24 protein-coding genes are annotated in these 26,540 nt (G+C 69.6%); 14 read left to right on the plus strand and 10 right to left on the minus strand.

What is annotated here, in order from left to right; translation table 11 throughout:
* Positions 1 to 7: 7 nt before the first annotated feature.
* From QQK43_RS11220 to QQK43_RS11230, 3 genes are all read left to right on the plus strand, one after another.
* Positions 8 to 562: a cytochrome b gene (locus QQK43_RS11220; RefSeq protein WP_284307832.1), complete on the plus strand. Its 555-nt coding sequence runs from the start codon at positions 8 to 10 to the stop codon at positions 560 to 562.
* A gap of 25 nt (positions 563 to 587) precedes the next feature.
* Complete coding sequence (locus QQK43_RS11225; protein ID WP_284307857.1) at positions 588 to 1,154, plus strand: YceI family protein; 567 nt, start codon at positions 588 to 590, stop codon at positions 1,152 to 1,154.
* Positions 1,155 to 1,258: 104 nt separating this feature from the next.
* The gene (locus QQK43_RS11230; protein ID WP_234266334.1) at positions 1,259 to 1,831 is read left to right on the plus strand and encodes a YceI family protein; all 573 of its coding nucleotides are present in this window, start codon (positions 1,259 to 1,261) and stop codon (positions 1,829 to 1,831) included.
* A 174-nt stretch (positions 1,832 to 2,005) separates the two neighbouring features.
* Here the strand turns inward: QQK43_RS11230 and QQK43_RS11235 are convergent, their stop codons facing one another.
* The gene (locus QQK43_RS11235) at positions 2,006 to 2,278 is read right to left on the minus strand and encodes a YkgJ family cysteine cluster protein (RefSeq protein ID WP_284307833.1); all 273 of its coding nucleotides are present in this window, start codon (positions 2,276 to 2,278) and stop codon (positions 2,006 to 2,008) included.
* 51 nt (positions 2,279 to 2,329) lie between these two features.
* Here QQK43_RS11235 and mprF point away from each other — a divergent pair, with 51 nt between their 5' ends.
* Both mprF and QQK43_RS11245 read left to right on the plus strand, forming a co-directional pair.
* A complete protein-coding gene (gene mprF / locus QQK43_RS11240) occupies positions 2,330 to 4,924 on the plus strand; it encodes a bifunctional lysylphosphatidylglycerol flippase/synthetase MprF (RefSeq protein WP_284307834.1) in 2,595 nt (864 codons plus the stop codon).
* Positions 4,921 to 6,315 carry an AcvB/VirJ family lysyl-phosphatidylglycerol hydrolase gene (locus tag QQK43_RS11245; RefSeq protein WP_284307835.1) on the plus strand — a complete coding sequence of 465 codons (1,395 nt, stop codon included), beginning with the start codon at positions 4,921 to 4,923 and terminating at the stop codon, positions 6,313 to 6,315. The genes mprF and QQK43_RS11245 overlap by 4 nt, the downstream gene beginning before the upstream one ends.
* Positions 6,316 to 6,341: 26 nt before the next feature.
* Here the strand turns inward: QQK43_RS11245 and QQK43_RS11250 are convergent, their stop codons facing one another.
* Genes QQK43_RS11250 through QQK43_RS11270 form a run of 5 tightly spaced genes read right to left on the minus strand, consistent with a single transcriptional unit; the run spans position 6,342 to position 9,713 of the window.
* Positions 6,342 to 6,932 carry an NADPH-dependent FMN reductase gene (locus QQK43_RS11250; protein ID WP_284307837.1) on the minus strand — a complete coding sequence of 197 codons (591 nt, stop codon included), beginning with the start codon at positions 6,930 to 6,932 and terminating at the stop codon, positions 6,342 to 6,344.
* Between the two features lie 45 nt (positions 6,933 to 6,977).
* Positions 6,978 to 7,613 (minus strand): LysE family translocator, encoded by a 636-nt coding sequence (locus tag QQK43_RS11255; RefSeq protein ID WP_284307839.1) that lies wholly within the window; start codon positions 7,611 to 7,613, stop codon positions 6,978 to 6,980.
* The gene (locus QQK43_RS11260; RefSeq protein ID WP_284307840.1) at positions 7,610 to 8,155 is read right to left on the minus strand and encodes an anthrone oxygenase family protein; all 546 of its coding nucleotides are present in this window, start codon (positions 8,153 to 8,155) and stop codon (positions 7,610 to 7,612) included. The genes QQK43_RS11255 and QQK43_RS11260 overlap by 4 nt, the downstream gene beginning before the upstream one ends.
* Before the next feature lie 13 nt (positions 8,156 to 8,168).
* Complete coding sequence (locus tag QQK43_RS11265) at positions 8,169 to 9,071, minus strand: DUF6920 family protein (protein ID WP_234266341.1); 903 nt, start codon at positions 9,069 to 9,071, stop codon at positions 8,169 to 8,171.
* A gap of 54 nt (positions 9,072 to 9,125) precedes the next feature.
* The gene (locus tag QQK43_RS11270; RefSeq protein ID WP_284307841.1) at positions 9,126 to 9,713 is read right to left on the minus strand and encodes a Crp/Fnr family transcriptional regulator; all 588 of its coding nucleotides are present in this window, start codon (positions 9,711 to 9,713) and stop codon (positions 9,126 to 9,128) included.
* Between the two features lie 135 nt (positions 9,714 to 9,848).
* Between QQK43_RS11270 and mnmG the strand changes: the two genes are divergently transcribed.
* The 6 genes from mnmG (at position 9,849) to QQK43_RS11300 (ending at position 16,007) form a co-directional block, all read left to right on the plus strand.
* The gene (mnmG, locus tag QQK43_RS11275; protein ID WP_284307843.1) at positions 9,849 to 11,846 is read left to right on the plus strand and encodes a tRNA uridine-5-carboxymethylaminomethyl(34) synthesis enzyme MnmG; all 1,998 of its coding nucleotides are present in this window, start codon (positions 9,849 to 9,851) and stop codon (positions 11,844 to 11,846) included.
* Positions 11,843 to 12,619, plus strand: a complete 777-nt coding sequence (gene rsmG, locus QQK43_RS11280) for a 16S rRNA (guanine(527)-N(7))-methyltransferase RsmG (protein WP_284307844.1) — start codon at positions 11,843 to 11,845, stop codon at positions 12,617 to 12,619. The genes mnmG and rsmG overlap by 4 nt, the downstream gene beginning before the upstream one ends.
* Positions 12,620 to 13,105: 486 nt before the next feature.
* Positions 13,106 to 13,720, plus strand: a complete 615-nt coding sequence (locus QQK43_RS11285) for a LysE family transporter (protein ID WP_284307845.1) — start codon at positions 13,106 to 13,108, stop codon at positions 13,718 to 13,720.
* A 20-nt stretch (positions 13,721 to 13,740) separates the two neighbouring features.
* Positions 13,741 to 14,511: a ParA family protein gene (locus QQK43_RS11290; RefSeq protein ID WP_234266346.1), complete on the plus strand. Its 771-nt coding sequence runs from the start codon at positions 13,741 to 13,743 to the stop codon at positions 14,509 to 14,511.
* A 24-nt stretch (positions 14,512 to 14,535) separates the two neighbouring features.
* Positions 14,536 to 15,084 (plus strand): RBBP9/YdeN family alpha/beta hydrolase, encoded by a 549-nt coding sequence (locus QQK43_RS11295; protein ID WP_234266347.1) that lies wholly within the window; start codon positions 14,536 to 14,538, stop codon positions 15,082 to 15,084.
* 2 nt (positions 15,085 to 15,086) lie between these two features.
* Positions 15,087 to 16,007 (plus strand): ParB/RepB/Spo0J family partition protein, encoded by a 921-nt coding sequence (locus tag QQK43_RS11300; protein ID WP_284307847.1) that lies wholly within the window; start codon positions 15,087 to 15,089, stop codon positions 16,005 to 16,007.
* 111 nt (positions 16,008 to 16,118) lie between these two features.
* On the opposite strand, the gene QQK43_RS11305 is transcribed toward QQK43_RS11300, so the two are convergent.
* The 3 genes from QQK43_RS11305 to QQK43_RS11315 all read right to left on the minus strand — a co-directional run bounded on the left by QQK43_RS11305 (position 16,119) and on the right by QQK43_RS11315 (position 20,425).
* The gene (locus QQK43_RS11305) at positions 16,119 to 16,961 is read right to left on the minus strand and encodes a CsgG/HfaB family protein (protein ID WP_234266349.1); all 843 of its coding nucleotides are present in this window, start codon (positions 16,959 to 16,961) and stop codon (positions 16,119 to 16,121) included.
* A gap of 72 nt (positions 16,962 to 17,033) precedes the next feature.
* Positions 17,034 to 17,636, minus strand: a complete 603-nt coding sequence (locus QQK43_RS11310; protein WP_284307849.1) for an SEL1-like repeat protein — start codon at positions 17,634 to 17,636, stop codon at positions 17,034 to 17,036.
* A gap of 125 nt (positions 17,637 to 17,761) precedes the next feature.
* The gene (locus QQK43_RS11315; protein WP_284307850.1) at positions 17,762 to 20,425 is read right to left on the minus strand and encodes a YadA-like family protein; all 2,664 of its coding nucleotides are present in this window, start codon (positions 20,423 to 20,425) and stop codon (positions 17,762 to 17,764) included.
* Between the two features lie 108 nt (positions 20,426 to 20,533).
* Between QQK43_RS11315 and QQK43_RS11320 the strand changes: the two genes are divergently transcribed.
* The gene (locus QQK43_RS11320; protein WP_284307851.1) at positions 20,534 to 24,013 is read left to right on the plus strand and encodes an ATP-binding protein; all 3,480 of its coding nucleotides are present in this window, start codon (positions 20,534 to 20,536) and stop codon (positions 24,011 to 24,013) included.
* Here the strand turns inward: QQK43_RS11320 and QQK43_RS11325 are convergent.
* On the minus strand, positions 24,005 to 25,429 hold the full coding sequence (locus QQK43_RS11325; protein WP_284307852.1) for an FAD-binding oxidoreductase: 1,425 nt from the start codon (positions 25,427 to 25,429) through the stop codon (positions 24,005 to 24,007). The two genes, QQK43_RS11320 and QQK43_RS11325, sit on opposite strands and share 9 nt — an antisense overlap.
* Positions 25,430 to 25,539: 110 nt before the next feature.
* On the opposite strand from QQK43_RS11325, the gene QQK43_RS11330 reads away from it, so the two are divergent.
* Both QQK43_RS11330 and QQK43_RS11335 read left to right on the plus strand, forming a co-directional pair.
* Entirely contained in the window at positions 25,540 to 26,103 is a 564-nt protein-coding gene (locus tag QQK43_RS11330; protein WP_284307854.1) for a cob(I)yrinic acid a,c-diamide adenosyltransferase, read from the plus strand.
* On the plus strand, positions 26,100 to 26,450 hold the full coding sequence (locus tag QQK43_RS11335; protein WP_284307855.1) for a hypothetical protein: 351 nt from the start codon (positions 26,100 to 26,102) through the stop codon (positions 26,448 to 26,450). Before QQK43_RS11330 ends, QQK43_RS11335 begins: the two co-directional genes overlap by 4 nt.
* Positions 26,451 to 26,540: the final 90 nt, after the last annotated feature.

Below are 26,540 nucleotides of genomic sequence, written 5' to 3' on the forward strand. Positions count from 1 at the left end.
GCGCCGCATGAATTCGCCCGCTACCCGCACGCGTTACAGCACCCCGGCCATCGCGCTGCACTGGCTGCTGGGCCTGGCGCTGATCGGCGCCTTTGTCGTCGGGCTGTACATGACGGGCCTGCCGTTTTCGCCGCAGCGCCTGAAGCTCTACAACTGGCACAAGTGGGCCGGGGTGGTGATCCTGACGCTGTCGTTCGTGCGCCTGTTCTGGCGCCTGACGCACCGCCCGCCCCACCTGCCGATGGTGGTCGAGGCGGCCATGCCGCCCTGGCAGCGACTGGCCCACCACGCCACGCACCATGGCCTGTACGTGCTGTTTTTTGCCGTGCCGCTGCTGGGCTGGGCGTACAGCTCGGCGGCCGGTTTTTCCATCGTGCTGTTCGGCGCGCTGCCGCTGCCCGATTTCGTGCCGGTGAGCGAGACGCTGGCCGAGGCGATCAAGCCCTGGCACAAGCTGTCGGCCTTTGCGATGGCGGCGCTGGTGCTGCTGCACGTGGCCGGTGCGCTCAAGCACCACTTCATCGACCGCGACGGGCTGCTGTCCCGCATGAGCCCGCGCTGACCCGTTTTCTGGAGAGTTTTTGATGATGCCTGCCCGTTTCCTGTGTTCCCTGGCCCTGGTGGCCGCCGTCTGCACGCCGCTGGCCGCGCAGGCCCAGCAGGCGCTGGTGCCGGCGCAGAGCGAGATCAGTTTCACCAGCCGCCAGATGGGCGTGCCGGTGGACGGCAAGTTCAAGAGCTTCAGCGCCCAGGTGGCGTTCGACCCGGCCAAGCCGGCGTCGAGCAGCATTGCCTTCACCGTCGACACCGGCAGCGCCGACATCGGCCGCGAGGCGAATGCCGAAATGCCCAAGGCGGTGTGGTTCAACGTGGCGCAGTTTCCCAAGGCCACGTTCCAGTCCAGCAGCATCAAGCGCCTGGGCGCCACCCAGTACGAAGTGGCCGGCAAGCTCAGCATCAAGGGCGTGAGCAGCGACGTGGTGGTGCCCGTGACGCTGGCACAGAACGGCGCCACCACCGTGGCCACGGGCGCGTTCCCGATCAAGCGCCTGGCCTTCCGCATCGGCGAGAAGGAGTGGGCCGACACCTCGATGGTGGCCGACGAGGTGCAGGTGAAGTTCAAGATCGCCCTGACCGGCGTGGGCAAGCTGTAAAACCCTGCGCCGCTCCGCGTCTTCCCCCTGAGGGGGGCCCTCGATGTCAGTCACGCCTTCCGGGGCTTTTGTTTCTTTTCAACCGCAATCAAGGAGTGCTTTCCATGCGCCGTTCCCTGTCCCTGCTGGCCGCCACGGCCGTGCTGTCCACCACCGGTTTCGCCCAGGCCGCCGAGTACGCGATCGACCCGACGCACACCTTCGCGACCTTCGAGATCGGCCACTTCGGCGCGACCACCAACCGCGGTCGCTTCGACAAGAAGGACGGCAAGATCAGCTTCGACAAGGCCGCCAAGACCGGCGCGGTGGACATCAGCTTCGACGTGGCGTCGGTGAACTCCGGCACGCCCATGTTCGACAAGCACCTGGCCAGCGCCGAGATCCTGAACGCCGAAAAATTCCCGAAGGCCCGCTTCGTCTCGACCAAGTTCGTTTTCACCGGTGACAAGGTCAGCGCGGTGGAAGGCAACCTGACGCTGCTGGACAAGACCCAGCCCGTGACCCTCAAGGCCAACCAGTTTGCCTGCTACGACAGCCCGATGCTCAAGCGCGAAGTCTGCGGCGGCGACTTCGAGACCACCATCGATCGCACCGCTTTCGGTGTGAACTACGGCGTGGACTGGGGCTTCCCGAAGAACGTGCGCATCGTGATGCAGGTCGAGGCGGTGAAGCAGTAAGCCCCCTGCGCCGCTGTCGCGGCCTCCCACCTGCTGTGCGGGGGAACCCCGCCTGTGGCCCGGCAGAGCCGGTTCCACAGCGTGTGCTGGTGGGGGAATTTCGCGCCGGATGGTTTGCAAAAGGCCCGCTTAGGTGGGCCTTGTGCTTTTGGGGGCGCTGGATTTTGGGTGACTTCAGGGGCGGGTGGCCTGTTCCAGATGCCGCAGGAAGTGCAGGGCGTGTTCGCGTGTGTCGCCGCACATCTCGCGGCTGGGTGGCAGCGAGCCGCACACCGCCGGCCGTTCGGGCCGGCCGAAGAGGCGGCAGCGCAGGGCCTCGTCCAGGTGCGGACAGGGGACGCCGGCCGGTTTGCCCTGGGGCCAGCCGGGCATCGGGCTGCTGATCGACGGGGCGATGCAGCAGGCCCCACAGCCGGGGCGGCATACCGGTTTTTCGGGGGAAGACATGGCAAGATTGTCGGCCGTCGGGACACCGGCGGTGTCGTTTTCTGAGGTGCCATGCCCGCCGACCGTTCTGTTGTTCCCTTGCCCGCGATGCCGGCCCCCGAGGCGCTGACCGCGCGGCTTACCCGCTGGCGTTTCTGGCTGGGCCTGGGCCTGGCCCTGCTGCTGGCCGCGCTGCTGGTGGAAGCGGCGCACAAGGTCATGACCGAGCTGAGCTACGGCGCGGTGGTGGCCGCCGCCCGGGCCACGCCGGCCGGGGTGCTGCTGGCGTCGGTGCTGGCCACCGGGCTGAGCTTCCTGGCGCTCACGCTGTACGACCGCTCGGCGCTGCAGTACGCCGGTGCGCGCCTGCCGTACCGGCTGGTGGCGCAGACCTCGTTCATCGCCTACGCGCTGTCCAATACCGTGGGCCTGGGCGTGCTCACGGGCGGTGCGGTGCGCCTGCGCCTGTATGGCGCGGCGGGGCTGGAGGCTGGGCAGATCTCGCGCGTGATCGCCTTCAACGCGGTGGGGTTCACCGCCGGCATCGCGGTGGTGGGCGCGGCGGCGCTGGTCTGGCGCGCCGGCGCGGTGGCCGGCATGCTGGGCTGGCCGCCCGATCTGCTGCGTGCGGCCGGGGTGGTGACGCTGCTGGCCGCCGCCGCGGCGCTCGGCGCTTTCTGGCGCGGCGGCACCTGGAAACTGCGGGGCTGGTCGGTGCGCCTGCCCAGCGCTTCGCTGGCGATGCAGCAGTTGCTGATTTCGGCGCTGGACGTCACGGCCGCCGCCGCCGCGCTGTGGGTGCTGCTGCCGGCCGGGTCGGTGGCCTTTCCCACCTTCGTGGGCTTTTACGCGCTGGCGATTGCGGTGGGCGTGATCAGCCACGTGCCGGGCGGCCTGGGCGTGTTCGAGGCCGTGCTGCTGCTGGCGCTGGGCCAGCAGGTGCCGGCCGACCAGCTGGTGGGCGCGCTGGTGCTGTACCGCGTGATCTACCACCTGCTGCCGCTGGCCCTTGCTTTGCTGCTGCTGGTGGCCGCGTCGTGGCGGCGCGGGGCGGCCACGCCGCTGGTGCGTGCGGCGGCGGCGCTCTCGCCCCTGCTGCTGTCGGCCTTCACCTTCGTGATCGGGGTGCTGCTGCTGGTATCGGGGGTGACGCCCGCCACCGAAGACGCCACCGCGCACCTGCAGCGCTTCATGCCGCTGCCGGTGGTGGAGGCGGCGCATTTCCTGGGCAGCGTGATCGGGCTGGCGCTGCTGTTCGTGGCGCGCGGCATGCTGCTGCGGCTGGACGTGGCCTGGTGGGCCGGGCTGGTGTTGGCGCTGGCCAGCCTGGTGCTGTGCCTGCCCAAGGGCATCGCGGTGTCGGAGGCGGTGCTGCTGGGGCTGCTGGCCGTGTCGCTGGCGCTCTCGCGCCGCCACTTCAACCGGCGCGCGGCGCTGTTCTCGCTGGCGTTTTCGCGCGGCTGGCTGCTGGCGGTGGCGGCGGTGGTCGGCGCCGTGGCCGCGCTGCTGTTTTTCGTCTACCGCGACGTGCCCTATGCCGACCAGGTCTGGTGGCAGTTCGAGTTCGACGCCTACGCCCCGCGCTCGCTGCGTGCCATGGTGGCGGTGGCGCTGCTGACGCTGTGCGTGGCGCTGGCGCACCTGCTGCACCGCGCGCCGCCGCCGCTGGCGCGTCCCGACGCGGCGGCCCTGGCGCAGGCCCAGGCCATCGTGGCGGCGCAGGACAGCGCCGGCGCCGGGCTGGCGCTGATGGGCGACAAGAGCCTGCTGTTCGCCGAGTCGGGCCAGGCTTTTCTGATGTACGCGCGCAAGGGCCGTTCGTGGGTGGCGCTGTACGACCCGGTCGGCCCGCGCGAGGCCTGGCCGGAGCTGGTGTGGCGCTTCGTGGAGCTGGCGCGCGAATCGGGCGGGCGCCCGGCCTTCTACCAGGTGCGGCCGCAGGCGCTGCCGGTCTATCTGGACGCCGGGCTGCGCGTCTACAAGCTGGGCGAATGCGCCAGCGTGGACCTGGCCAGCTTCAGCCTGGAGGGCAAGCGCCGCGCCAACCTGCGCCACGGCGTGGCCCGAGCGCAGCGCGACGGGCTGGCCTTCGAATGGCTGCCGGCGGGCGCAGCGGGGCCGGTGTTCGGCGCGCTGCAGGCGGTGTCGGACGACTGGCTGGGCCAGCACCAGGCGGCGGAAAAGGCGTTTTCGCTCGGCGCCTTCGAGCGCGGCTATGTGGAGCGCCAGCCGGTGGCCGTGGTGCGGCACGAGGGCCGGATCGTGGCCTTCGCCACCCTGCTGGTGACCGGGCAGGCCGCCGAGGCCGCCGTGGACCTGATGCGCCAGCGGCGCGACGCACCCAAGACCACCATGGACTTCCTGTTCACGCAGATCATCCTGCAGCTGAAAGCGCAGGGTGTGGCGTGCTTCAACCTGGGCATGGTGCCGCTGTCGGGCATGGCCGGCCACCGGCTGGCACCGGGCTGGCAGCGCCTGGGCCGGCTGCTGTTCAATCACGGCGAAAATTTCTACAACTTCCAGGGGTTGCGGGCGTTCAAGGAAAAGTTCGACCCGCTCTGGGAGCCCCGTTACCTGGCCGCTCCGGGCGGCCTGGCCCCTTTTCTGGTGTTGTCCGACACCGCCGCGCTGATCGCGGGCGGCTGGCGGCGGGTGGTGAGCAAATGAAGATGGTTGGATGGCTGGGGTCGCTGCTGCTGGTCGTGGCCCTGCAGCCCGCCGTGGCGCAGGAAACCCTGTCGCACGGCCGGTTCAAGAACGTGCAGCTTTACCGCCCGCCGGGCGAGGTCAAGACCGTGGCCCTGCTGTTTTCGGGCGAGGGCGGTTGGGGGCCGCAGGGCCCCGGCCCGGCGGCCCAGGTGCTGCTGGACACCGGCGCGGTGGTGGCCGCGATCGACACGCCGGCGCTGCTGGCCAACTTCAACCAGGACGGTGGCGGCTGTGTGGTGCCCGAAGGCGACGTGGAAAACCTCTCGCGCTTCGTGCAAGGTTATGCGCGCCTGCCGGCCTACTTTCCGCCAGTGGCGGTGGGCGTGGGCGCCGGCGGTTCGCTGGCCTACGCCATGGCGGCGCAGGCGCCCGAGGGCACCTTTTCCGGTGCTGTGTCGATCGGTTTCTGCCCCAGCCTGCCGCTGACCAAGCCGCTGTGCAAGGGCGAAGGCACGCATTTTCGGGTGATCAAAGAAAAGTCAGCGCTTGCTCTCTTGCCGGATGAGGCGATGCGGACACCCTGGCTGGCGCTGCACGGTGCGGCCGACCGGGTCTGCCCGGTGGCGGCGACCCAGGCCTTCGTGGCCAAGGTGCCGAGCAGCCACTGGGTCAGCGTGCCGGGCGTCGGCGACGACGTGCTGGCCGCGCCGGCCGGGCTGGCCAGCTTCCAGGTGGCCTACCGGCGCATGGCGACCGAGGTGACGACGGCGCGGCTGAGCGCCGAAGCCGGGGCCGAGGTGGGTGATCTGCCGCTGGTCGAAGTGCCGTCGTCGGCACCGTCCGATGCCTTCGCGATCCTGGTCTCGGGCGACGGCGGTTGGGCCGGGCTGGACAAACGCGTGGCCACGCTGCTGGCAGCCCAGGGGCTGCCGGTGGTGGGTTGGGATTCGCTGCGGTACTTCTGGTCGGCGCGCACGCCGCAGGGCTTTGCCGACGATCTGGGGCGCACCATCCGGGCCTACGCGCGGCAGTGGAAAAAGACCCGGGTGGTGCTGATCGGTTATTCGCAGGGCGCCGACGTGCTGCCTTTTGCCGTCAACCGCCTGCCGGCGGCGGCCCGCGCTCTGGTGGCACAGACCGTGCTGCTCGGGCCGGGTGAGCGGGCGTCGTTCGAGTTCCGGCTGACCAACTGGGTTTCGCGCGACACCAAAGGGTTTCCGGTGGCGCCCGAGCTGGGCGGCGGCTTCACGGCGGCGAACGCGACCTGCATCTACGGCACCAGCGACCGCGAGGCGATCTGCCCGAACCTGCCGGCCGGACAGATCACGCAGGTGCCGCTCAAGGGCGACCACCATTTCGGTGGCGACTACGACGGCCTGGCCGACCAGATCCTGCGGCGCAGCCGCTGACGAAGCGGCCCCGAGCGGCCAGGGCTTCAGGCGGCCAGGCGGGGGGCGGCCCAGAGCACCTGGTCGATCACCGCCTGCACGCCCTGGCGGGCGCCTGCCGACGCCAACTGGCCATTGGCGTCAAAAGCTTCGTGGGCCTTGGCCAGCGCAAACTGCTTCGGGGTCGTCCAGCACTGCAACTTCATGAGCATGGGGGTCAGGTGCGACAGGCTGCTGATGCCGCCCAGTCCGCCGGGGGACGCGGCCAGCAGGCCCACGACCTTGCCCGCGAACGGCTTCAGGCCGTTGGCCCATTCGTCGTTGCCGGTGACCGGGCGCGAGGCCCAGTCCAGCGCGTTCTTGAGCAGGGCCGGATAGCCGCCGTTGTATTCGGGCGTGCTGATGATCCAGGCCGGGTGGGCGTGCAGCGTCTGCTTGAAGCGGATCACGTCGGCCGGCGTGCCCTGGGCTTCGAGGTCGCCGTTGTAGATCGGCAGGTCGAAGTCCGAGAGGTCGAGCAGCGTGACCTGGGCACCGGCGGCCGTGGCCAGATCGGCCGTGGCTTTGGCCAGCTTGCGGTTGAGGGAGTCGGCGCGGGTGCTGCCGGAGAAGACGAGGAGGGGGGTGGGGGTGTTCATGCGGGGATTGTGGCAGCCGGGTCGCGCAGGATTCCTGCGTGGGGTCTAGGGCGCATCCCGCCTCCACAGCGCCATGCCGCCGGCCAGCACCAGCAGTGCCAGGCCGCTGGCCTGGTCGATCCGCCGCTGGGCACCCGCCCCGAAACGGCGGGCACCCGCCGCACCCGCCAGCGCGTACCCGAGCAGCACCGCGCCGTCGATGCCGGCGAACACCACCGCCAGCAGCGCGTACTGCGGCCCCAGCGGTTCGTTGAGGGCTATGAAGGACGGCAGCAGGGCTGAAAAGAACAGGTAGCCCTTGGGGTTGGTCGCGGCGACGGTGAAGCTGCGGCGGAACACGGCGGCGGGGCGTTCGCGGCGGGCGGCGGCGGTGGCTTCGTCATGGGGGGCCGATGCGGCTTCCTGTGTGTGCAGCAGGCGCCAGCCCAGCCAGGCCAGGTAGGCCACACCGGTCCAGCGCAGCAGCTCAAAGGCGGCGGCCGAGGTGGCGAGCAGGCTGCCCAGTCCGGCGGCCACGGCGGCGATGAGCACCGCGTCCGACAGCACCGCACCGCCCACACCGGGCAGGGCCGCGCCCACCCCGTGGCGCGCGCCATGGTTCAGCGCCAGCAGGGTGGTGGGGCCGGGTGTGGCCACCGTGACCAGGGCCAGCGTCGAAAACAGGAGCATGGAGTCGTTCATGGGCGTGGCTTCTTGGGGGGTGAAGGACGCTGCAGGCGCAGCACCAAGGTGCACAGGCCGCCCACGAACAGCGCCAGGCTCAGGCCGCTGCGCCACAGGTTGGCCCGGTTCCAGGCGTCGCGCACGTCGGCCCAGTCGGGCGGCAGGTTGGCCGCGGTCCACGATTCCGTGAGGTGGTTGAGGGGCAGGTTGACCTCCCGCGTGAACAGCACGATGCCCAGCGCGTAGGCCAGCACGGTCAGCGCCAGCAGCCGCCACCAGGCGCTGGGCCGTTCGGACCAGGCCATGGCGAGCGCCAGCAGACCCAGTGGCACCGGACCGAAGAAGCAGACGAAGAACCCGGCATGCCGCACGTTCCGGTTGAACGCCGACTGCACCTGTGCATAGGTCGGGCCGTCGAGTTCGAGCGTGGCGAGGTTGACGTTGGCGCTGTAGGTGGCGAAGAAGCCGGCCATCAGGCCCAGCAGCAGCACGGCCAGCAGCTGGGCGGCAAGCGAGAGGTTGTTCGGCGATGACGGCCTGGGGTGGGCGGTTGGGTGCATGGTGGGCGGCGGTTCAGGGCTGGGTGAGCAACTGCCATTGGGTGATCCGGCCGTCCCAGAACGGGAGAATCTGGCCCCGGGCGGCGCGCGAGATGACGAAGCGGGTGGGGATGCGGACCCCGCCGATGAGCTGGTAGTCGCTGCGGCGGACGTGTTCGCCCGAGCCGTGATAGGGCGTGCCGAGGTCGCCGTCCTCCTCTGCGGCCATCGAGGCGATGCCGCCGTCTGGGCCAAAGCGCACGCGCATGCCCACGGTCTGGCCCCGGTGGCTGACCACGGCCCGCGCACTGTCTGTGTCCACGGGCTCCCAGTGGATCGCCCCGCCGGGCAGCAGGGCCTGCGGGTAGGTCGGGCTTTCGAGCAACCAGCGGCGCAGAGAGATGCGGTCGAGCTGGGGCGAGCCGGTTTCGTTGACCACGGTGAGCGCCGAAAGGATGCGGGCCTTCATCTCCATGCGGCCGTCGACATAAGCGTCCCAGGCGCGGGCCCAGACGCCGGGGGCCACCGGTGTGCGGGCATCGAACATCAAGGCCGGTACCCGGATGCCGGCGGTCTGGTGGGCGCTGGTCGGGTGAAAGCGCTCGCTGCCGGGGCGGCGGAACTGCCCCTCCATGGTGAACTGCACGGCGTGTCCTGGCACCGGTCCGCCGGGAAAGGCGAACCGGAGATAGCGTTGCACCGGTGCCGGGAGGTCGCGCAGTGCCTCGGGCCAGGGGACTGGTCGCGCCTCGCCCGTTGGCGTGGCGATCTGTGCGGCGGCCAGCACCCGCTGGTGGTGTTGCTGGATCTGCGCCTCGGTGCGCCAGTGCGCAACTCCCAGCACGGCGGTGGTGCCCGCACTCAGCAGGACCGCGGCCAGGAGCAAGCGCCTTGGCCAGAGACGGGCCGGGGGGAGGGGGTTCTGGGATGGCGGCATGGTGTGCTCCTTGGGGGGGAGCCACCACTGTGAGCCTGGCGGCGCGGTGGCGCCTTAACCCGGGTTCAGTCGCCGCCGGATGCGCGAGAGCGCCACATCGGTGATGCCCAGCCAGGAGGCGAGCTGGCGCAGCGGGATGCGGGCGAGCCAGTCCGGGTGTTCGGTCCGCAGGGCCAGGTAGCGTTCGGTGGCGGTCAGTTGCAGGAAGGCGTGTTCGCGCGCCATCTTGTCTTGCAGCAGAGCGGCAAGCACGCGGTGTTCCAGCGCCTGCCAGGGGGCGAAGCCTGCGGTGGCGGTGGCCCAGCCGCCCCAAGGCAGGGCCCAGACCCGGCTCGGTTCCAGCGCCTCGACCCAGAAGTGCACCGGCTGCTCGCGCAGCGCCGGGGTGATCGGCCAGACCAGGGCACCGTCCAGATAGAAGTTCTTGTTGGCGGCCTGGCCGTCGCGGTCGAGGTAATACAGGCGCAAGGCCCCGCGCTCCAGCCACCAGAGGTGTTGCCAGTGCCCGCCTTCGTGCAGCAGGGCTTGGCCTTTGGCCAGGGCGACCGGTTGTGCCTGCCGACACAGGACAGCCGCCGCCGGCGGCAGTGGGCCGAGCGCGGCACTCAGGTGCTCGATCAAGGGGTGGGGGACTGGGGGCATGTCTGCAGGCGCCGGGGCTTGATGGGACAATAACGGGTTCGCGCGGGCCGGGGCAGGCCCGCCGCCACTGTTTCACGTGAAACAGTCTTTGCATTGTCGGGCTGGCCGGGATCGCCGCCGCCCTGGAGCACCCTCATGTTGTACCCACAGGAATTTGACGTCATCGTCGTCGGCGGTGGCCATGCCGGCACCGAGGCCGCGCTCGCGGCCGCGCGCATGGGCTGCGCCACGCTGCTGCTCACCCACAACATCGAGACGCTGGGCCAGATGAGCTGCAACCCCAGCATCGGTGGCATCGGCAAGGGCCACCTGGTGAAAGAGGTGGACGCGCTGGGCGGGGCGATGGCCCTGGCCACGGACGAGGGCGGCATCCAGTTCCGCATCCTCAACAGCAGCAAAGGGCCGGCCGTGCGCGCCACCCGCGCCCAGGCCGACCGCATCCTGTACAAGGCCGCGATCCGCCGCATGCTGGAGAACCAGCCCAACCTCTGGCTGTTCCAGCAGGCGGTGGATGACCTGATGGTCGAGGGCGACCGGGTGGTGGGTGCGGTGACGCAGGTCGGCATCCGTTTCCGCAGCCGCACGGTGGTGCTGACTGCGGGCACCTTCCTGGACGGCAAGATCCACGTCGGTCTGAACAACTACGCCGCCGGCCGGGCGGGTGATCCGCCGGCCGTGTCGCTCAGTGCGCGGCTCAAGGAGCTCAAGCTGCCGCAAGGCCGCCTGAAAACCGGCACGCCGCCGCGCATCGACGGCCGAACGATTGACTGGTCCAAATGCACCGAGCAGCCCGGCGACGGCGTGCGCGGCGGCATGAACCCCGACCTGCCGGTGCCGGTGTTCAGCTTCATGGGCAACACTGCCATGCACCCCAGGCAGATTCCCTGCTGGATCACCCACACCAACCAGCGCACGCACGACATCATCCGCTCCGGTTTCGACCGCAGCCCCATGTTCACCGGCAAGATCGAGGGCGTCGGCCCGCGCTATTGCCCGAGTGTGGAAGACAAGATCAACCGCTTCGCCGACAAGGACAGCCACCAGATCTTCCTGGAGCCCGAGGGCCTGACCACGCACGAGGTCTACCCCAACGGCATCAGCACCAGCCTGCCGTTCGACATCCAGTACGACCTGGTGCGCAGCATGGCCGGGCTGGAAAACGCCCACATCCTGCGGCCGGGCTACGCCATCGAATACGACTACTTCGACCCGCGTTCGCTCAAGGCCAGCTTCGAGACGAAGCAGATCCAGGGCCTGTTCTTCGCCGGTCAGATCAACGGCACCACCGGCTACGAGGAGGCCGCAGCCCAGGGTCTGTTCGCCGGACTGAACGCCGCGCTGCAGTGCCAGGGCAAGGACGCCTGGCTGCCGCGCCGCGACGAGGCCTACCTGGGGGTGCTGGTCGACGACCTGGTGACCCAGGGCGTGACCGAGCCCTATCGCATGTTCACCAGCCGGGCCGAGTTCCGCCTGCAGCTGCGGGAGGACAACGCCGACATGCGCCTGACCGAGCAGGGCCGGGTGATGGGGCTGGTGGATGACGCCCGCTGGGACGCCTTCAGCCGCAAGCGCGACGCGGTTTCACGTGAAACAGAGCGTCTGAAATCCACCTGGGTGAATCCGCGCATCCTGGAGGCGGCCGAATCCGAGCGGGTGCTGGGCAAGGCCATTGAGCGCGAATACAACCTGTTCGATCTGCTGCGCCGGCCGGGCGTGTCGTACCCGGATCTGATGGGCATGGGCGAAGGGCGCTGGGCGCCTGCCACCAAGGCGGATGACGCCGACGCCCGTCCCGTGGTTTCACGTGAAACACTGGGCGAGCTGCACGACGCGGTGGTGGAGCAAGTGGAGATCGCGGCCAAGTACTCTGGCTACATCGACCGGCAGAAGGACGAGGTGGAGCGCGCCGCCCACTACGAACACCTGAAGCTGCCGCCCGATCTGGACTACGCCCAGGTCACGGCCTTGTCGTTCGAGGCGCGGCAGAAGCTGGCCAAGCACCGACCGGAAACGCTGGGCCAGGCCTCGCGCATTTCCGGCATCACCCCGGCCAGCATTTCCTTGCTGATGATCCATCTGAAGAAGGGTGGCTTCAAGGGTTTCGCCCGCACCGCGGAAACCCTGGACGCATGAGCGCCGCGAATCTGAAGCCGGCGCTGGAAGCCGGGCTGCGCGAACTCGGGCTGAATCTGTCCGAGGCCCAGGTGGACCAGTTGCTGGCCTACCAGGACCTGATCGCCAAGTGGAACAAGGTCTACAACCTGACGGCTGTGCGCGACCCGCAGGAGATGCTGACGCACCACCTGCTGGACAGCCTGGCGGCCATTCCGCCGCTGCTGCGGCAGATAGGGGCGCAGCCAGGTTTCGCCGCCGGGCCGCCCCAAGGTGAAACAGCCCCTGGACGCGGTGAAGACCAGGGCCCTTCCCGGTCTTGGGTCAGCGACCCGCAGAGCGCTGGAGCGGGGGGGGCTCCTATTCGGCTTCTCGACGTGGGCTCGGGGGGCGGCTTGCCGGGTGTGGTGATTGCCATCACCTGTCCGCAGATCGAGGTGCACTGCGTGGACACGGTGCTCAAAAAGGCAACCTTCATCCAGCAGGTGGCCGCGTCGCTGAAGCTGCCGAACCTGCGGGGGATTCACGCGCGGGTCGAATCGCTGAAGGCGGAGGAGGGCGGCGGGTACGACGTGGTCTGTTCCCGCGCGTTTGCCTCGCTGGTCGACTTCACCACCTGGTCGCGCTCAGCGCTGAAACCCGGGGCGTTGTGGATGGCGATGAAGGGCAAACACCCGTCGGACGAGCTGGCGGCGCTGCCGGCCGATGTGTCGGTGTTTCACGTGGAACAGTTGGCTGTTCCGGGGTTGGAGGCCGAGCGGTGCATTGTCTGGCTGCGGCCTGCTGTCTCTTGAGTTCGGTGTATTTCGCTCATTGACCTCGCGCCAGGCCATTGGCGATGTGCGCGTTCTCCGGCCCACGCTCGCGGGTTGGTCGATGGGTCCGTAGAAACCTTCTCGTCAACCCTGGGCCGGTCCGTCGCCTTGAGGGCAACCGCGAATGGGGCCTGCGCCCGCGCACATCGCCAACGGCCTGTGAGCTGCAACGCGGGTGCACCACCGCTGGTTCACCCGGGTCTCGCTGGAGGGGGCTGTGGCGTGTGGATGGGCGGCGGGACGATTCGCGGTTGCCCACTTGGCGGCTGATAGGCCCGGCGTTGACGAGGCAACGCAAGCGCTCAGACCCATCAGACCGCGAGCTGGACCAGAGCCCAGCCACGCGACGCAGCCCCCTCAGAAGCAACAGTTGAGCGACTCCAGCAGCACTTCACAAACAAAGCCGGTCGAAAGAAAACACCCCTCACGTAAACTCGACCGTCTCCACACCCCAAGAGAGCCACCATGTTCGGCATTGCTGACTACGGCGCCTTCGTCGCCGCCATCGTCCTGTTCCTCGCCATCCCCGGCCCGGGCAACCTGGCCCTCATCACCTCCACTGGCAAAGGCGGCATCCGGGGCGGCATGGCTGCCACCTTCGGCGTCATCGCCGGCGACCAGGTTCTGATGTGGGCCGCCGTCGCCGGCGTGGCCGCATTGCTCGCCGCCTACCCGGCCGCCTTTGCCTTCGTGCAATGGGCCGGCGCCGCCTACCTCGCCTGGCTCGGCTTCAAGATGCTCACCGCCAAACCCGGCGATGCGCCCATCCTCAACATCCGCCCCAGCCAGTTCCTCCAGCAGGCCTTCACCATCACCCTGCTCAACCCCAAGGCCATCGTCTTCTACATGGCCTTCTTCCCGCTCTTCGTCGACCCGGCCCGCCACCAGGGCCTGATCACCTTCGGCGCCATGGCGGCCACCGTCGCGGTTCTGACGTTTCTCTATGGCTTGACCGCCGTCCTGCTCACCCACTTTCTGGCCGAACGCATGCGCGCCAACCCGCGCATCACCCAAGCACTGAACAAGCTGGCCGGCGTCTTCCTCATTGGGTTTGGCGTCAAGCTGGCCATCTCCAAATAAGCAGACCGGGGTTTGACACGATGGCCAAGATTTTTTGTATCGCCAACCAGAAGGGCGGCGTCGGCAAGACCACCACCACCGTCAACCTGGCCGCCGGGCTGGCCAAGATCGGGCAGCGTGTGCTGATGGTCGATCTCGACCCGCAGGGCAACGCCACCATGGGTTCGGGTGTGGACAAGCGCAGCATGGCGCTCTCGGTCTACGACGTGCTGCTGGAGTCGGCCACCGTGGCCGAGGCCGCCATCCTCGCGGACAAGTGCGGCTACCACGTGCTCGGCGCCAACCGCGAACTGGCGGGTGCCGAGGTTGAACTGGTCGAACTGGAACGGCGCGACCAGCGCCTGAAAACCGCGCTCGCCGCGGTCGACGCCGACTACGACTTCGTGCTCATCGACTGCCCGCCCTCTCTGAGCATGCTCACCCTCAATGGCCTGTGCTCGGCGCACGGCGTGATCGTGCCCATGCAGTGCGAGTACTTCGCGCTGGAAGGCCTGACCGACCTGGTCAATACCATCAAGCAGGTGCACGCCAACCTCAACAAGGACCTGCAGATCATCGGCCTGCTGCGCGTCATGTTCGACCCGCGCATCACGCTGCAGCAGCAGGTCAGCGACCAGCTCAAGGCCCACTTTGGCGACAAGGTGTTCAACAGCGTCATCCCGCGCAACGTGCGCCTGGCCGAGGCGCCCAGCTACGGCCTGCCCGGCGTGGTGTTCGACCCGTCGGCGCGCGGCAGCCAGGCCTTCGTGGCCTTTGCCACCGAGATGGTTGAGCGCATTCAATCGATGTGAGCGCCTGCTTTCTCTAAAGGCTCCATGAAACCTGAAAATGTCCTGATCCTTCCCGGCTGGCAGAGCAGTGGTCCCGAACACTGGCAAAGCCGCTGGGAAGTTCTGTACGGCTACCGGCGGGTGGACCAACACGACTGGATGACCCCGCGCCGGGGCGACTGGATTGCCCGGCTGGAAGACGTGATCCTCGGTTGCGACGGCCCGGTGGTGCTGGTGGCCCACAGCCTGGGCTGCATCCTCACCGCCGCCTGGGCCCAGGTCTCGCGCAGTACCGCCCGTGTACAGGGCGCGCTGCTGGTGGCTCCCGGGGATCCGGAGCGCGACGAACTGCGGCCACTGCTGCCGAGCTGGGCCCCCATCGTGCGCGACCGCTTGCCGTTCCCCGGCATCCTGGCCGGCAGCCGCAACGACCCGTATTGCGGCTTCGAGAAAGCCCAGTCGCTGGCCCAGAGCTGGGGCGCGCATTTCATCGACTGCGGCGAATGCGGCCACATCAACGCCGAGTCCGGCCTGGGCGACTGGCCCGAAGGGCGGGCCTGGCTGACCGAACTGACGAACCCGAAAGACAACTGACCATGGTCACCAAGAAACCCAAGGGCCTCGGCCGCGGACTCGAAGCCCTGCTGGGCCCCAAGGTGGCAGAGGGCGCCGCCGCCGCGCCCGCTGCCGAGGGCACGCCCAGCCAGTTGCCGCTGGACCAGATGGTGGCCGGCGTCTACCAGCCGCGCACGCGCATGGACGAGGGCGCGCTCTACGAACTGGCCGAGAGCATCAAGGCGCAGGGCATCATGCAGCCCATCCTGGTGCGCAAGCTGGCCGATGGGCCGCATGCGGGCAAGTACGAAATCATCGCGGGCGAGCGCCGTTTCCGCGCCTCGAAGCTGGCCGGCCTGAGCGAGGTGCCGGTGCTGGTGCGCGACGTGCCCAACGAGGCGGCGGCCGCGATGGCGTTGATCGAGAACATCCAGCGCGAAGACCTGAACCCGCTGGAAGAGGCGCAGGGCCTGCAGCGCTTGGTCAAGGAATTCGGCCTGACGCACGAGCAGGCTGCGCAGGCCGTGGGCCGCTCGCGCTCGGCGGCGTCGAACCTGCTGCGCCTGCTGCAACTGGCCGAGCCGGTGCAGACCATGCTGATGGCGGGTGACATCGACATGGGCCACGCGCGCGCGCTGCTGGCACTGGACAAGGCGGCCCAGATCACGGCCGGCAACCAGATCGCGGCCAAGAAGCTGTCGGTGCGTGAGGCCGAAAACCTGGTCAAGAAGATCGGCGCCGAATTCAATCTGGTGCCGCAAAAACCCAAGAAGGAAAAGTCGCGCGACATCCGCCGCGTGGAAGAGGAGCTGTCCGACCTGCTGACGGCCGAGGTCGAGGTCCGGGTCAAGAAGCGCGTCAAGCGCCACGGCCGGGTCGAGGAGATGGGCGAACTCGCGATCCAGTTCGGCTCGCTGGACGAGCTCAACGGTCTGATCGACAAGCTCAGAAACGAGCGCTGAGCCGCGGGCAAGTCCAAAGAAAAAGGCCTCCAGGTGGAGGCCTTTTTGATGGCGTCGCGCCAGCGTTGTCTCCTGTCAGGAGGGAAGCCGCGCAGCGGCGCAGGGGGGAGCTTAGTTCCCCACCTTGAGCTGGCCGCCACGGCCCAGCCCGCCCTTGACTTCCTGCGCCTTGTAGTTGCGCAGCGAGATCACCATGTTGTTGTAGGCGTCGGTGAACGCGGCCACCGTGGCCTTGCCGGCCGGGGTGCGCGAGAAGCCGCCGAGCGTGCCACCAGCGCTGGGGCCGAAGGCGCCCAGGGCGGCGCCCCAGTTGGTGGCGGTGGAGTTGCCTTCGGAGATGGCGATCTGCACACCCGAGCGGATGTCGAACATGGTCAGGGTCACGACGGAAGCCTTGCTCTCGACCGAGCCGGCCAGGGCCGCCAGGTTGCGGTTGCGGCTGCCCAGCAGGCCACCCAGGCCGGCAGCGATGCCGCCGGTGGCTTCGTTGTCGATGATGATCGCGGGCTCCAGGTAGTAGTCGGCCGCGACGCGCTGGCCCTTCTGCTGGTTGGAGCCGGCGCGGAACTCGCCCGAATTGCGCTGCTTGTCGGTGATGCCGCTGAGCTTGCTTTCGGTGCGGTTGTTGCCGATGGAGGTGATCACGAAGCAGTTGGACTGCTGCACCGCCAGCCGGATCAGCGGTTCGATGTTGGTGACCTGGGTTTCCCGGCCGAAGGAGGCATACCACTCCTTGCCGCGACCATCGTCCACGGCCAGCGTGCCCAGCGGCGCATCACAGCGTTGCAGGGTGCTGTTGGCGTTCACGCTGGTGGCGCCGCCGGCTGCGCCGGTGGCTGCGGTGGCGTTGGTGCCGGTGGAGACGATGCCACCGCCGCCGGGCGTGACGCAGCCGGCCAGGGCCAGGGAAGCTGCCAGCGCAGCCCAGCGGAGGGAAGTAGAGGTCTTGGACATGGATAGGCTTTCTCTTGCTTGACGAACGAAATCGGACGGAGAGGGCAACGGGGCAGCGCCAGCGGCGGCGCGTCAGCGCAGGTACCAGCCGGCGGGGCCCCAGACCCAGTAGTAAGGGGCGCCGCTGTACCAGGCGCCCCAGGATTTGCGATAGGCCTCGCGGATGCGGTAGAGCCGCTGCTCGTCCTTTTTGGCGGCCTGCGCCTCGGGGATGAGCTGGCGGGCACCCTTGTGCCCTTTGCCGGCAGCGCGGGTCAGCCAGGCCTCGGCCTCGGCCGGGTCGGAGCCCATTTCTTCGAAGCCCAGCAGGTACAGGCGGCCCAGGGCGTACTGGGCTTCCACATGGCCTCCGTCGCCGGCCTTGCGCAGCCATTCGATGGCCTGGAAGCTGTTGCGCTCCACACCGTCGCCGCGCAGCAGGCGCAGGCCCAGGTCGTAGGCGGCTTTGGGGTTCTGTTCGGCGAGGCTGGTCAGGGCCTGGAGGCGGCGCTCGGCCTCGGGGTCGGTGGGCGTACCCTGGAACGTGGCGGTTTCGCGGGCCTGATCGGCACAGCCCTGGCTGTTGCAGATGCGCACGGTCGGCTGCTGGGGCGCGGTCTGCTCGGCAGCCGTCTGCGTGGCGCAGCCGGCGACGGACATGGCAGCCAATGACAAGATGGACAGAACGCGGCGCATATCACCTCCTTGGGCGCTTCCTTCCCTGAAACCTAAAAAAGTATACATGGCGCCTCCGGGAAATCCCAAAGGCGCCGCGCTTCTGCCGGTCGGGTCTGCTACAAGTTGTAAGGGCTGGAGGTGAATCAGAACTGCCAGCCGGCGCCGAGCCGCACTAGGTGGCGCTTGCCGCCGCTCACCCCGATACCGCCATTGATGACCACGTTGCGCACCCGGTGCGCCAGGGCCACGCCCAGGGCCATCTGGCCGCCATAGGCCGCCATGCCCACGTTCACGGTGCTCTTGCCTTCGCCGGACGGGGCCATGGGAATCAGCGCCGCGGCCTGGGCGATGCCGGCATGCACGTCCTTGCGCAACTGGCCGATCTGCTGGTCGGTGTACTGGCGGGCCGTGTCGAGGGTGCGCGCATCACCTTCGTCGGCATAGGTCTGGGCTTGCTCCAGGGTACGGGCATCGCCCGCGTCGGCATAGGCCTGCGCCCGTTCGAGGGTGCGGGCGTCGCCGGCGTCGGCGTAGCGCTGGGCCTGGCGCAGCGTGCGCTGGTCGCCCTGGTCGGCGTAGGCCTGTGCCTCGCCCAGCGACTGAGTCTGGATGGCGCGCACCTGCCGGACCGTGGCCGCATCGCTGTCGGCTTCGCCGTCGGCCACGTGCGTGATGCGGCGTTCGTTGCCGGTGCTGCCCACCGACAGCGTGTTGTCGGCCGAGGTGGTCGAACCGTTGCCCAGGGCGATCGCGTTGGTGTGGGTGGCCTGGGCGTTGTGGCCCACCGCGACGCTGTAGTCGCCCGTGGCGGCGGCGTTGTCGCCCAGCGCCGTGGTGCGGGTGCCGGTCGCTTGGGCCCCGACACCCACGGCCACCGAAGAGCGGGCGGTGGCGCCCGCGCCGATGGCGATGGAATCGGACTGCACGGCCAAGGCCCCCTGGCCCAAGGCGATGCTGTTGGTGGACTGGGCCGTGGCGTCGGTGCCGATGGCGATGGCGCCCGTGGGCGTGGCCGAGGCCCCTTGTCCGACGGCCACGGAGGTGCTGCGCAAAGCGGTGTCGAGCTGGGTGTTGGTGTGCGTCTGGGCCGCGCTCAGGGTGGCCGCGGCCGAGGCGTCCGTGTAGGCCTTGGCATTGGTCTCGGCCTGTGCCGCAACGGTGTCGGCGTGGGTCTGGGCGGCGTTCAAGGAGGCTGCAGCCGAAGAGTCTGTATATGCCTTGGCATTGGTCTCGGCCTGTGCTGCAACGGTGTCGGCATGGGTCTGAGCGGCACTCAGGGTGGCTGCGGCCGAGCTGTCGGTGTAGGCCTTGGCGTTGGCTTCGGCCTGCGCGGCGACGGTATCGGCGTGGGTCTGGGCGGCGCTCAGGGTGGCTGCGGCTGAGGCGTCCGTGTAGGCCTTGGCGTTGGTCTCTGCCTGTGCCGCAACGGTATCGGCGTGGGTCTGGGCGGCGCTCAGGGTGGCTGCGGCCGAGGCGTCCGTGTAGGCCTTGGCGTTGGTCTCTGCCTGTGCCGCAACGGTATCGGCGTGGGTCTGGGCGGCGCTCAGGGCGGCTGCGGCCGAGCTGTCGGTGTAGGCCTTGGCGTTGGCTTCAGCCTGTGCGGCGACGGTGTCGGCGTGGCTCTGGGCCGCGCTCAAGATGCCAGCGGTGGCACTGTCGGTATAGGTCTTGGCGTTGGCCTCGGCCTGTGCGGCGACGGTGTCAGCGTGGGTCTGGGCGGCGCTCAGGATGCCGGCGGTGGCGGCGGTGATGCTGCTTTGCATCTGGCCTAGGTTCACCGCGTCGGTGGCGTTGGTGCCGTTGGCCACATGGGTGATGCGGCGCTCGTTGCCCGTGCTGCCCACCGACAGCGTGTTGTCGCCCGAGGTGGTGGAGCCGGCGCCGATGGCGACCGCATTGGCGTGGGTGGCCTGGGCGTTGGTGCCGATGGCGACCGCGTTGTCGGTGCTGGCCTGGGCGTTGGTGCCGACGCTGATGGTGTGACTGGCCGTGATGTTCGACCCCGCGTCCGTGCCCAGCGCCAGGTTGCCATCGCCGCTGACCGTGCGGCCCGCACGGGTCCCGATGGCGGTGTTGTCGTTGCCGGTGACCCGGCCGCCCGCGCTGTAGCCGTTGGCGGTGTTGCGGTCGCCCTTGACGATGTTGCCGCTACCGTCGCCGGTGGCGGTGTTGCTGTTGCCGGTGACGCCCGAGCCGGCGCCCAGGCCGGTGGCGGTGTTGCGGCTGCCGGTGACGTTCCAGCCAGCTTCCGTGCCGCTGGCGGAATTGAAGCTGCCGTTGACGTTCCAGCCGGCGTCGGTACCCACGCTCGAATTGGCGTTGCCGGTGACCTTGTAGCCGGCGTCGGTACCCACGGCGGTGTTGCGGTTACCGGAGATTTCGGTGCCGGCGCGGGTGCCGAGCGAGGTGTTGCTGTTGCCGGTGATCTTCTGGCCCGCATCCACGCCGAAGGCGGCGTTCTGGTTGCCGTTGACGGTGAGGCCGGCGTTGCGCCCGACGGCGGTGTTGTCGGTGCCGGTGGTTTCCTGCCCCGCACGGCCACCCACGGCCACGTTGCCCTCGCCGCTGGAGCCAACGCCTGCGGCGAAGCCGACCGCGACGCTGTGCACGCCATTGGCATTGGCCAGGCGGCCACAGGCCAGGGCGCCGACGCCCGATTCGGTGGCGGTGTCGCTGCAGTCCGCCCAGGCTGGCGCCTGGTGCAGGGTCAGCGCCAGCGCGGCGGCCGCGATGGCATGGCGGACAGGTTGGCCGACGAAGGCCCGGGAAGACGGCGGCAGTTGGCGGTTGGTGGCTGGGCAGCCCATGGTGTGGTCCTTTGATCGTGCGTCGGTATTGGCGACCAGGACCGTTAGACAATCGTGAGAAAATGGGCACGAAGTGGCTCATTGGCCACAAACTGAGGCCTCGCCGCCGTGCCCGAAATCGCTGTTCCCGCCCTCGGTTTGTGCCTGCTCGGTCCGCCGCGCCTGGTGATCCGGGGCGACGATGTGTCCCGGCGCGTCAAGTACCGCAAGGCCTGGGCCCTTTGGGCCCTGCTGGGCACCACACGCGGGCAGGTGCATGCCCGGGCGGTGGTGGCGGAATGGTTGTGGCCCGGCCGTCCGGCACCGGCGGCCAAAGCCAATCTGCGGCAGGTGCTGGCCGAGTTGCGCGCCTGGCTCGCTGCGGCCGGGCTGGGGCACTGCCTGGTGGGTTCCGCCCAGACGATCGGTCTGGCCCCCGACGATCGCCTCGTGGTGGATGCCGAGCAGCTCCAGCGCTGGGCCCGGGCCAGCCGGCCCGCCGAGCCGCCGGACTGGAATGCCCTGCCGGACGACGACGTGCTGGACACCCTGCCGGATGGCGGTTTCCTGCAAGGCCTGGAGTTGCCGCCCATGCCGGATGGGACGGAGTGGCTGCCGTACATGCGCGACACCTGTGCCGATGCCTTGCTGCAGGTCCTGGCTTTCAAGGCCCGGCGCGCCGCCGCGCAGGGGCGTCTGCACGGGGCCGTCGTCACGGCCCGCCGGTTGCTGCTGCTGGCGCCGGCGCAGGAGAGTCACGCGGTGTTGCTTGCCGAGCTGTTGCAGCGGCAGGGGCAGCCGTTGCAGGCGCAGCAGGTGGTGCACCAGAGCATCGGGAAGATCGAAGAACAGCTCGGGCTGGAACCGTCGGACCTTCACGAACTGGCGCGGCCTGCCGACGAGGCGTTCGCGCGGTCGGTGCCCACGACCATTCCCGAGTGGCGCCGGGTGACGGGCCTCTACAGCGACATTCCCCAGGCGCACGCCACCGACGAGCAGGCCGTCGAGGCCTGGGGGCGGATCTGGGACGCCATGGCGCGTCGTGCCCACGGTCTGCCGATCGCTGTGCCCGGCCTGGGCTGGGCCGCCGTGTTCGGCCTGAGCGACGCGGGCCCGGAACCCGCCCGCAGCGCCGGTGACATGGCGCGGCAATGGATGGCCCTGGGCCTGAGCGAACAGGTGCGGGCGGGCGTGGCCGATGCGCGGGTGCTGGTGCGCCCGGGCCTGGGCGCGCGCTGGCTGGTGGGGGACGCGGTCCACGCGGCGATGCGCGTCTGCTGGCAGTCGGGCTGGGGCGAGTGGCTGGCCACCCAGGACGTGGTGCTCGCGGCGCGCGAGACGGGCTTTTCAGGCGCCCGGTCGGCGCAGGACCCGCACCTCTGGGTCGGGGGCGTCGACCGGCATCCGCCCGCGCACGCTGCTGCGGGTGCCGATTTGCCCCTGGTGGGCCGCCAGCGCGAACTGGCTTGGTTGCGCGCGCGGTGGGCGGCGGTGGCGGCATCGGGCGCCAGCGCCGTGCTGATCCAGGCGCCGGCGGGCTATGGCAAATCCCGCCTGGTGCGGGCGCTGGAGGAACAGGTGGCCGGTTCGGGCGGCCATGTGCTGCGCATGGCCTGCGGCTGGCAGATTCAGGAGCACCCGATGATGCCGTGGCGGGTGGCGCTGGGCGCGGCAGAGCCGGCCCAGGCGCTGCGCGGGACCGATGACCGGCAGGTGCTGCGCACGCAGGTGCTGCGGCTCGTCACGCAGCGGGCTTTGCAGCGGCCGCTGCTGATCAGTCTGGAAGACCTGCACTGGGCGGACCAGGCCACGCTGGACTACCTGCCCGTGCTGCTGCAGCAACTGCAGGGACTTCCCGTGCTGCTGGTCATGTCGGCGCGGCCGATGCCGGCCGGCGGGCGGCCCGCGTTCGCGCGCACGCTGGCGCTGGAGGTGCTGCCGCCGGAAGCCGCGCACCACCTGCTGCAGGCCACCGAGGCCGCCGCGCACCTGGATGCCGGTGAGCGCGACCGCCTGGTGGAATCGGCCGGCGGGGTGCCGCTGATCCTGCAATGGCTGGCCCGGAGCCGGACCGCGCCGCCGCGCACGCACGCCGGCATCGAGGCGCTGGTGCAGGACCAGCTGGACGCGCTCGGTCCGGGCCGGGTGGTGTTGCGCGCCGCCTCGGTGCTGGGCGAACGCTTCGACCTGCCGACGCTGCAGGGCCTGCTGCCCCGGCATGCGATCCGCACCGCGCTCACCCGCGCCAGCCACCTGCATCTGGTCCGCGCTGTGGGGCGCGACGGGTGGGTGTTCGGGCATGCGCTGGTGCAGGGCGTGGTGTACGAGGGCATCCCTCCCGCGCAGCGGCGCCGGTGGCACGCGCAGGCGGCCAACCACCTGCAGGGCCACGATCCCGTGGTGGCGGACCAGGTGGCCCGCCACTGGGAGGCCGCGCAATCCTGGGCCGAGGCGGCCCACTGGTGGCGCCTGGCCGGCGACACCGCGATCGAACGCGACTTTGCGGCGGACGCACGGATCTGCTACGAGCGCGCCATCGATGCGGTGGCGCGTCTGGCGCCGCACCGGCAGACGGTGCTCAAGCGCGCTGCCCTGCAGGTCCAGGTGGGGCATTGCCTGCACATGACCGAAGGCTTCGGGTCCACGGCGGCCTGGCGCGTGTTCGGCAGCGTGGACGATGCCCTGGGCGCCCTGCCGGAGGGCGGTGCGGAAGTCCTCGATCTGCGGTTTGCCGCGCTCGCCGGGCGCTACATGGGCAGCAGTTCGCAAGGGGTGGTGGGCGGCCTGGACCTGGCCCGCCAGCTTGCCGACATGGCCGAGACGCCCGAACAAGGGCTCATGGCGCGCTACGCCCAGGGCAACTCGCTGTTCTGGCTGGGGCGTTTTGCCGAGTCGCGGCAAGCCTTGCAGGAAGCCGTGACCTTGTCCGACCGGCTGTCGCTGCACCACCGTCTGCTCTATTGCAGCGACGACCCCGCGCTGGTCTGCCGGGCGTTTCTGGCCTGGCTGTGCTGGTTCGAAGGCGATGCGGCGGGCCTGTCGCACTGGGCCGAGGCTTTGCAGCAGCGGCTGGACGGGCCGCAGCGGCCGCACACGGTGTGCTTCGCGCTCACCCTGCTCAGCTGCGCTCACTGGTGCCAGGGCGACTGGACGGCGTTGCACGCGGGCGCCGCGCGGATCCACGCGCTGGCGGGGCAGTTCCGTTTTCCGCTCTGGGAAGGCGTCAGCAGCCTGTTGCTGCTGTGTGGACAGGCCCGGCAGGGGGCCCTGCAGGACGCCGATGCGCTGCACGCGGCGGCGCACCGCATGCGGGGCGCCTACCAGGCCGGGATCACCACCTCGCGCTGGATGGTGGCCGAGGCCCTGATGGCACAGGGCCTGCACGAACAGGCCATGCCGCTGCTGACACAGGCCTGCGGCGAGGCCCTGCACCACGAAGACCAGTACTGCGTGCCCCAGATGCACTGGCTGCTGGCCGAGTGCCACCGCCGCAACGGCGATGTGCCGCGGGCGCGGGCCCTGCAGGCCCAGGCGCGAAAAAGCGCCCGGGGCATGGGCGCCGAGGGCCTGCTGCGCCAGTGGCAGCAGGCGGGTGCGGCCTCAGAGTGAAAAGATCTTGCCCGGGTTGAGGATGTTGTCCGGGTCGAGCGCGCGCTTGAGGGTGCGCATCATCTGGATGGCGCCGTCGCCCGCTTCGGTGCGCAGGAAGTCCATCTTGTGCAGGCCCACGCCGTGCTCGCCGGTGCAGGTGCCTTCCAGGCTCAGCGCGCGCGCCACCAGCTTGTGGTTGAGTTCCTCGGCCAGCGTGTGTTCTTCGGGCTTGTCCGGGTCGATCAGGTAGCCGAAGTGGAAGTTGCCGTCGCCCACGTGGCCAACGAGGAAGTAGGGCAGGCCGCTGGCGTCGGCTTCGGCCACCGAATCGAGCAGCGCGTCGGCCAGGCGGCTGATGGGCACGCAGGTGTCGGTGCTGATGGCGCGGCAGCCGGGTTTGCTCTGGATGGCGGCGAAGTAGGCGTTGTGCCGCGCGGTCCACAGGCGCGTGCGTTCCTCGGGCGTGGTCGCCCATTCAAAGGCGTTGCCGCCGTGTTCGCTGGCGATCTCCTGCACCGTCTCGGCCTGTTCCTTCACGCTGGCGGGTGAGCCGTGGAATTCCATCAGCAGCATGTTCTCTTCGCGCAGACCCAGCTTGCTGTGCGCGTTGACCATGCGCACGGAATTGGCGTCGATCAGTTCGCAGCGCGCGATGGGCACGCCGAGCTGGATCACCTGGATCACGGTGCGCACGGCGGCCTCGATGCTGGGGAAGGAGCAGATCGCGGCCGAGATCGCTTCGGGCAGCGGGTAGAGCTTGAGCGTGATTTCGGTGATCACGCCCAGCGTGCCTTCGCTGCCCACCATCAGGCGCGTGAGGTCGTAGCCGGCGCTGCTTTTCTTGGCGCGTGTGCCGGTGCGGATGGCCTCGCCCTGCGCGGTCACGACTTCGAGCGCCAGCACGTTTTCGCGCATGGTGCCGTAGCGCACGGCGTTGGTGCCGCTGGCGCGGGTGGCCGTCATGCCGCCGATGGAGGCATCGGCGCCCGGGTCGATGGGGAAGAACAGGCCTTCGTGTTTGACCGCCTCGTTCAGCGCCTTGCGCGTGATGCCCGGCTGCACGGTCACGGTCAGGTCTTCGGCGTTGATCGAGAGCACCTGGTTCATGCGGCTGACATCGATGCTGATGCCGCCCTGCACCGCCAGCAGGTGGCCTTCGAGCGAAGAGCCCACGCCGAAGGGGATGACCGGCACCTTGTGTTGCGCCGCCAGCGCGACCGCGTCGGCCACGTCCTGCGTCGACTCGGCAAACACCACGGCCGCGGGCGGCGGCACGTCGTAAATGGACTCGTCGCGCCCGTGCTGTTCGCGCACCGCCAGGGCGGTGGAACACTGCGCACCGAAGCGCTTCTGCAGCGCTTCGATCACCAGGGCGGGCGTTTCGCGCAGCCGGAGTGTGGGCGCCAGATGGACGTGCTTGACGGGGGCGTTCATGGGTGTCTCCTGTGGCGTGCCAGGAGGGACTGGCACGCAGATAATGGGCCATTATCGACGCTGATCTGTCTGCCCGCCAGGCAGTGATGGCGCTTCCAGGAACCACCTTCATGGGCAACCGACTCACACAGATCGCCACCCGCACCGGCGACGACGGCACCAGCGGCCTGGGCGACAACTCCCGTCTGCCCAAGCACCACCTGCGCTTCCAGGCCATGGGCGACGTGGACGAACTCAACTCGCACATCGGCCTGCTGCTGTGCGAAACGCTGCCGGCCGAGGTGCGCACGCTGCTGGTCGAGATCCAGCACCAGTTGTTCAACCTCGGCGGCGAGCTGTCCATCCCCGGCTACGAACTGCTCAAGGCCGACGCGGTGCTGGCGCTGGACGAAGCGCTGGCCACGCACAACGCCCAGTTGCCGCGGCTGCAGGAATTCATCCTGCCGGCGGGCACGCGCGCGGCCGCGCAGGCGCACGTGTGCCGCACCGTGGCGCGCCGGGCCGAGCGCCAGATCGTGGCGCTGGGGCAGGAGGACACGGTGCGGGACGCGCCGCGCCAGTACCTCAACCGCCTGAGCGACCTGATGTTCGTGCTGGCGCGTGTGCTCAACCGCATGGACGGCGGCGACGACGTGTACTGGCAGAGTGCGCGGCTGGCGCAGGGGGCCGATTGAAAACCGGGTGGTGGGCGCTCGCGGCCGCCACCCTGTCCGGTGGCCCGGCGTTGGCGCGCGCACCGTCGGCGCCCGGCCCGGTGCAGACCGTGCGCTGGGTCTGTGAAGCGGTCTACCAGCCCTCGCGCGCGGTCTGGCCGCGCACCGTCGAACTGGCGCATGACGCCCAGCGCGTGACCGCGGTGCGCATCGACGGGCAGGCGGTCTACACCTTCCTGGTCGAAGGCACCACCGTGTTCACCTCGCAGGACAACGAGCGCATCCAGTTCGACACCGCCGCCCTGAGCTGGCGCAGCGATTTCCGGGGCCTGGCCCAGTCGCAGGGCCGCTGCGAACCCACCGACTGAGTAACCGTCTTGGAAGTCAAGCGCTGTGAAGCGATTTGTCCCAAGGTTTGCCAGTTCGGACCATGGCATTGAGCGTGGTCAGCAGCTTGC

Source organism: Hydrogenophaga electricum (assembly GCF_030160815.1).
Taxonomy (GTDB): Bacteria; Pseudomonadota; Gammaproteobacteria; order Burkholderiales; family Burkholderiaceae_C; genus Hydrogenophaga; species Hydrogenophaga electricum.

Bases quoted from the DNA above. Each gene is read 5' to 3' on its own strand.
- mprF (WP_284307834.1), top strand. From the start codon at position 2,330: ATGCCCGCCGACCGTTCTGTTGTTCCCTTGCCCGCGATGCCGGCCCCC.
- QQK43_RS11305 (WP_234266349.1), bottom strand. From the start codon at position 16,961: ATGTCCAAGACCTCTACTTCCCTCCGCTGGGCTGCGCTGGCAGCTTCC.
- QQK43_RS11225 (WP_284307857.1), top strand. From the start codon at position 588: ATGCCTGCCCGTTTCCTGTGTTCCCTGGCCCTGGTGGCCGCCGTCTGC.
- QQK43_RS11245 (WP_284307835.1), top strand. From the start codon at position 4,921: ATGAAGATGGTTGGATGGCTGGGGTCGCTGCTGCTGGTCGTGGCCCTG.
- mnmG (WP_284307843.1), top strand. From the start codon at position 9,849: ATGTTGTACCCACAGGAATTTGACGTCATCGTCGTCGGCGGTGGCCAT.
- QQK43_RS11270 (WP_284307841.1), bottom strand. From the start codon at position 9,713: ATGCCCCCAGTCCCCCACCCCTTGATCGAGCACCTGAGTGCCGCGCTC.
- QQK43_RS11265 (WP_234266341.1), bottom strand. From the start codon at position 9,071: ATGCCGCCATCCCAGAACCCCCTCCCCCCGGCCCGTCTCTGGCCAAGG.
- QQK43_RS11285 (WP_284307845.1), top strand. From the start codon at position 13,106: ATGTTCGGCATTGCTGACTACGGCGCCTTCGTCGCCGCCATCGTCCTG.
- QQK43_RS11220 (WP_284307832.1), top strand. From the start codon at position 8: ATGAATTCGCCCGCTACCCGCACGCGTTACAGCACCCCGGCCATCGCG.
- QQK43_RS11230 (WP_234266334.1), top strand. From the start codon at position 1,259: ATGCGCCGTTCCCTGTCCCTGCTGGCCGCCACGGCCGTGCTGTCCACC.
- QQK43_RS11315 (WP_284307850.1), bottom strand. From the start codon at position 20,425: ATGGGCTGCCCAGCCACCAACCGCCAACTGCCGCCGTCTTCCCGGGCC.
- QQK43_RS11255 (WP_284307839.1), bottom strand. From the start codon at position 7,613: ATGAACGACTCCATGCTCCTGTTTTCGACGCTGGCCCTGGTCACGGTG.
- QQK43_RS11330 (WP_284307854.1), top strand. From the start codon at position 25,540: ATGGGCAACCGACTCACACAGATCGCCACCCGCACCGGCGACGACGGC.
- QQK43_RS11260 (WP_284307840.1), bottom strand. From the start codon at position 8,155: ATGCACCCAACCGCCCACCCCAGGCCGTCATCGCCGAACAACCTCTCG.
- QQK43_RS11310 (WP_284307849.1), bottom strand. From the start codon at position 17,636: ATGCGCCGCGTTCTGTCCATCTTGTCATTGGCTGCCATGTCCGTCGCC.
- QQK43_RS11235 (WP_284307833.1), bottom strand. From the start codon at position 2,278: ATGTCTTCCCCCGAAAAACCGGTATGCCGCCCCGGCTGTGGGGCCTGC.
- rsmG (WP_284307844.1), top strand. From the start codon at position 11,843: ATGAGCGCCGCGAATCTGAAGCCGGCGCTGGAAGCCGGGCTGCGCGAA.
- QQK43_RS11290 (WP_234266346.1), top strand. From the start codon at position 13,741: ATGGCCAAGATTTTTTGTATCGCCAACCAGAAGGGCGGCGTCGGCAAG.
- QQK43_RS11250 (WP_284307837.1), bottom strand. From the start codon at position 6,932: ATGAACACCCCCACCCCCCTCCTCGTCTTCTCCGGCAGCACCCGCGCC.
- QQK43_RS11325 (WP_284307852.1), bottom strand. From the start codon at position 25,429: ATGAACGCCCCCGTCAAGCACGTCCATCTGGCGCCCACACTCCGGCTG.
- QQK43_RS11300 (WP_284307847.1), top strand. From the start codon at position 15,087: ATGGTCACCAAGAAACCCAAGGGCCTCGGCCGCGGACTCGAAGCCCTG.
- QQK43_RS11295 (WP_234266347.1), top strand. From the start codon at position 14,536: ATGAAACCTGAAAATGTCCTGATCCTTCCCGGCTGGCAGAGCAGTGGT.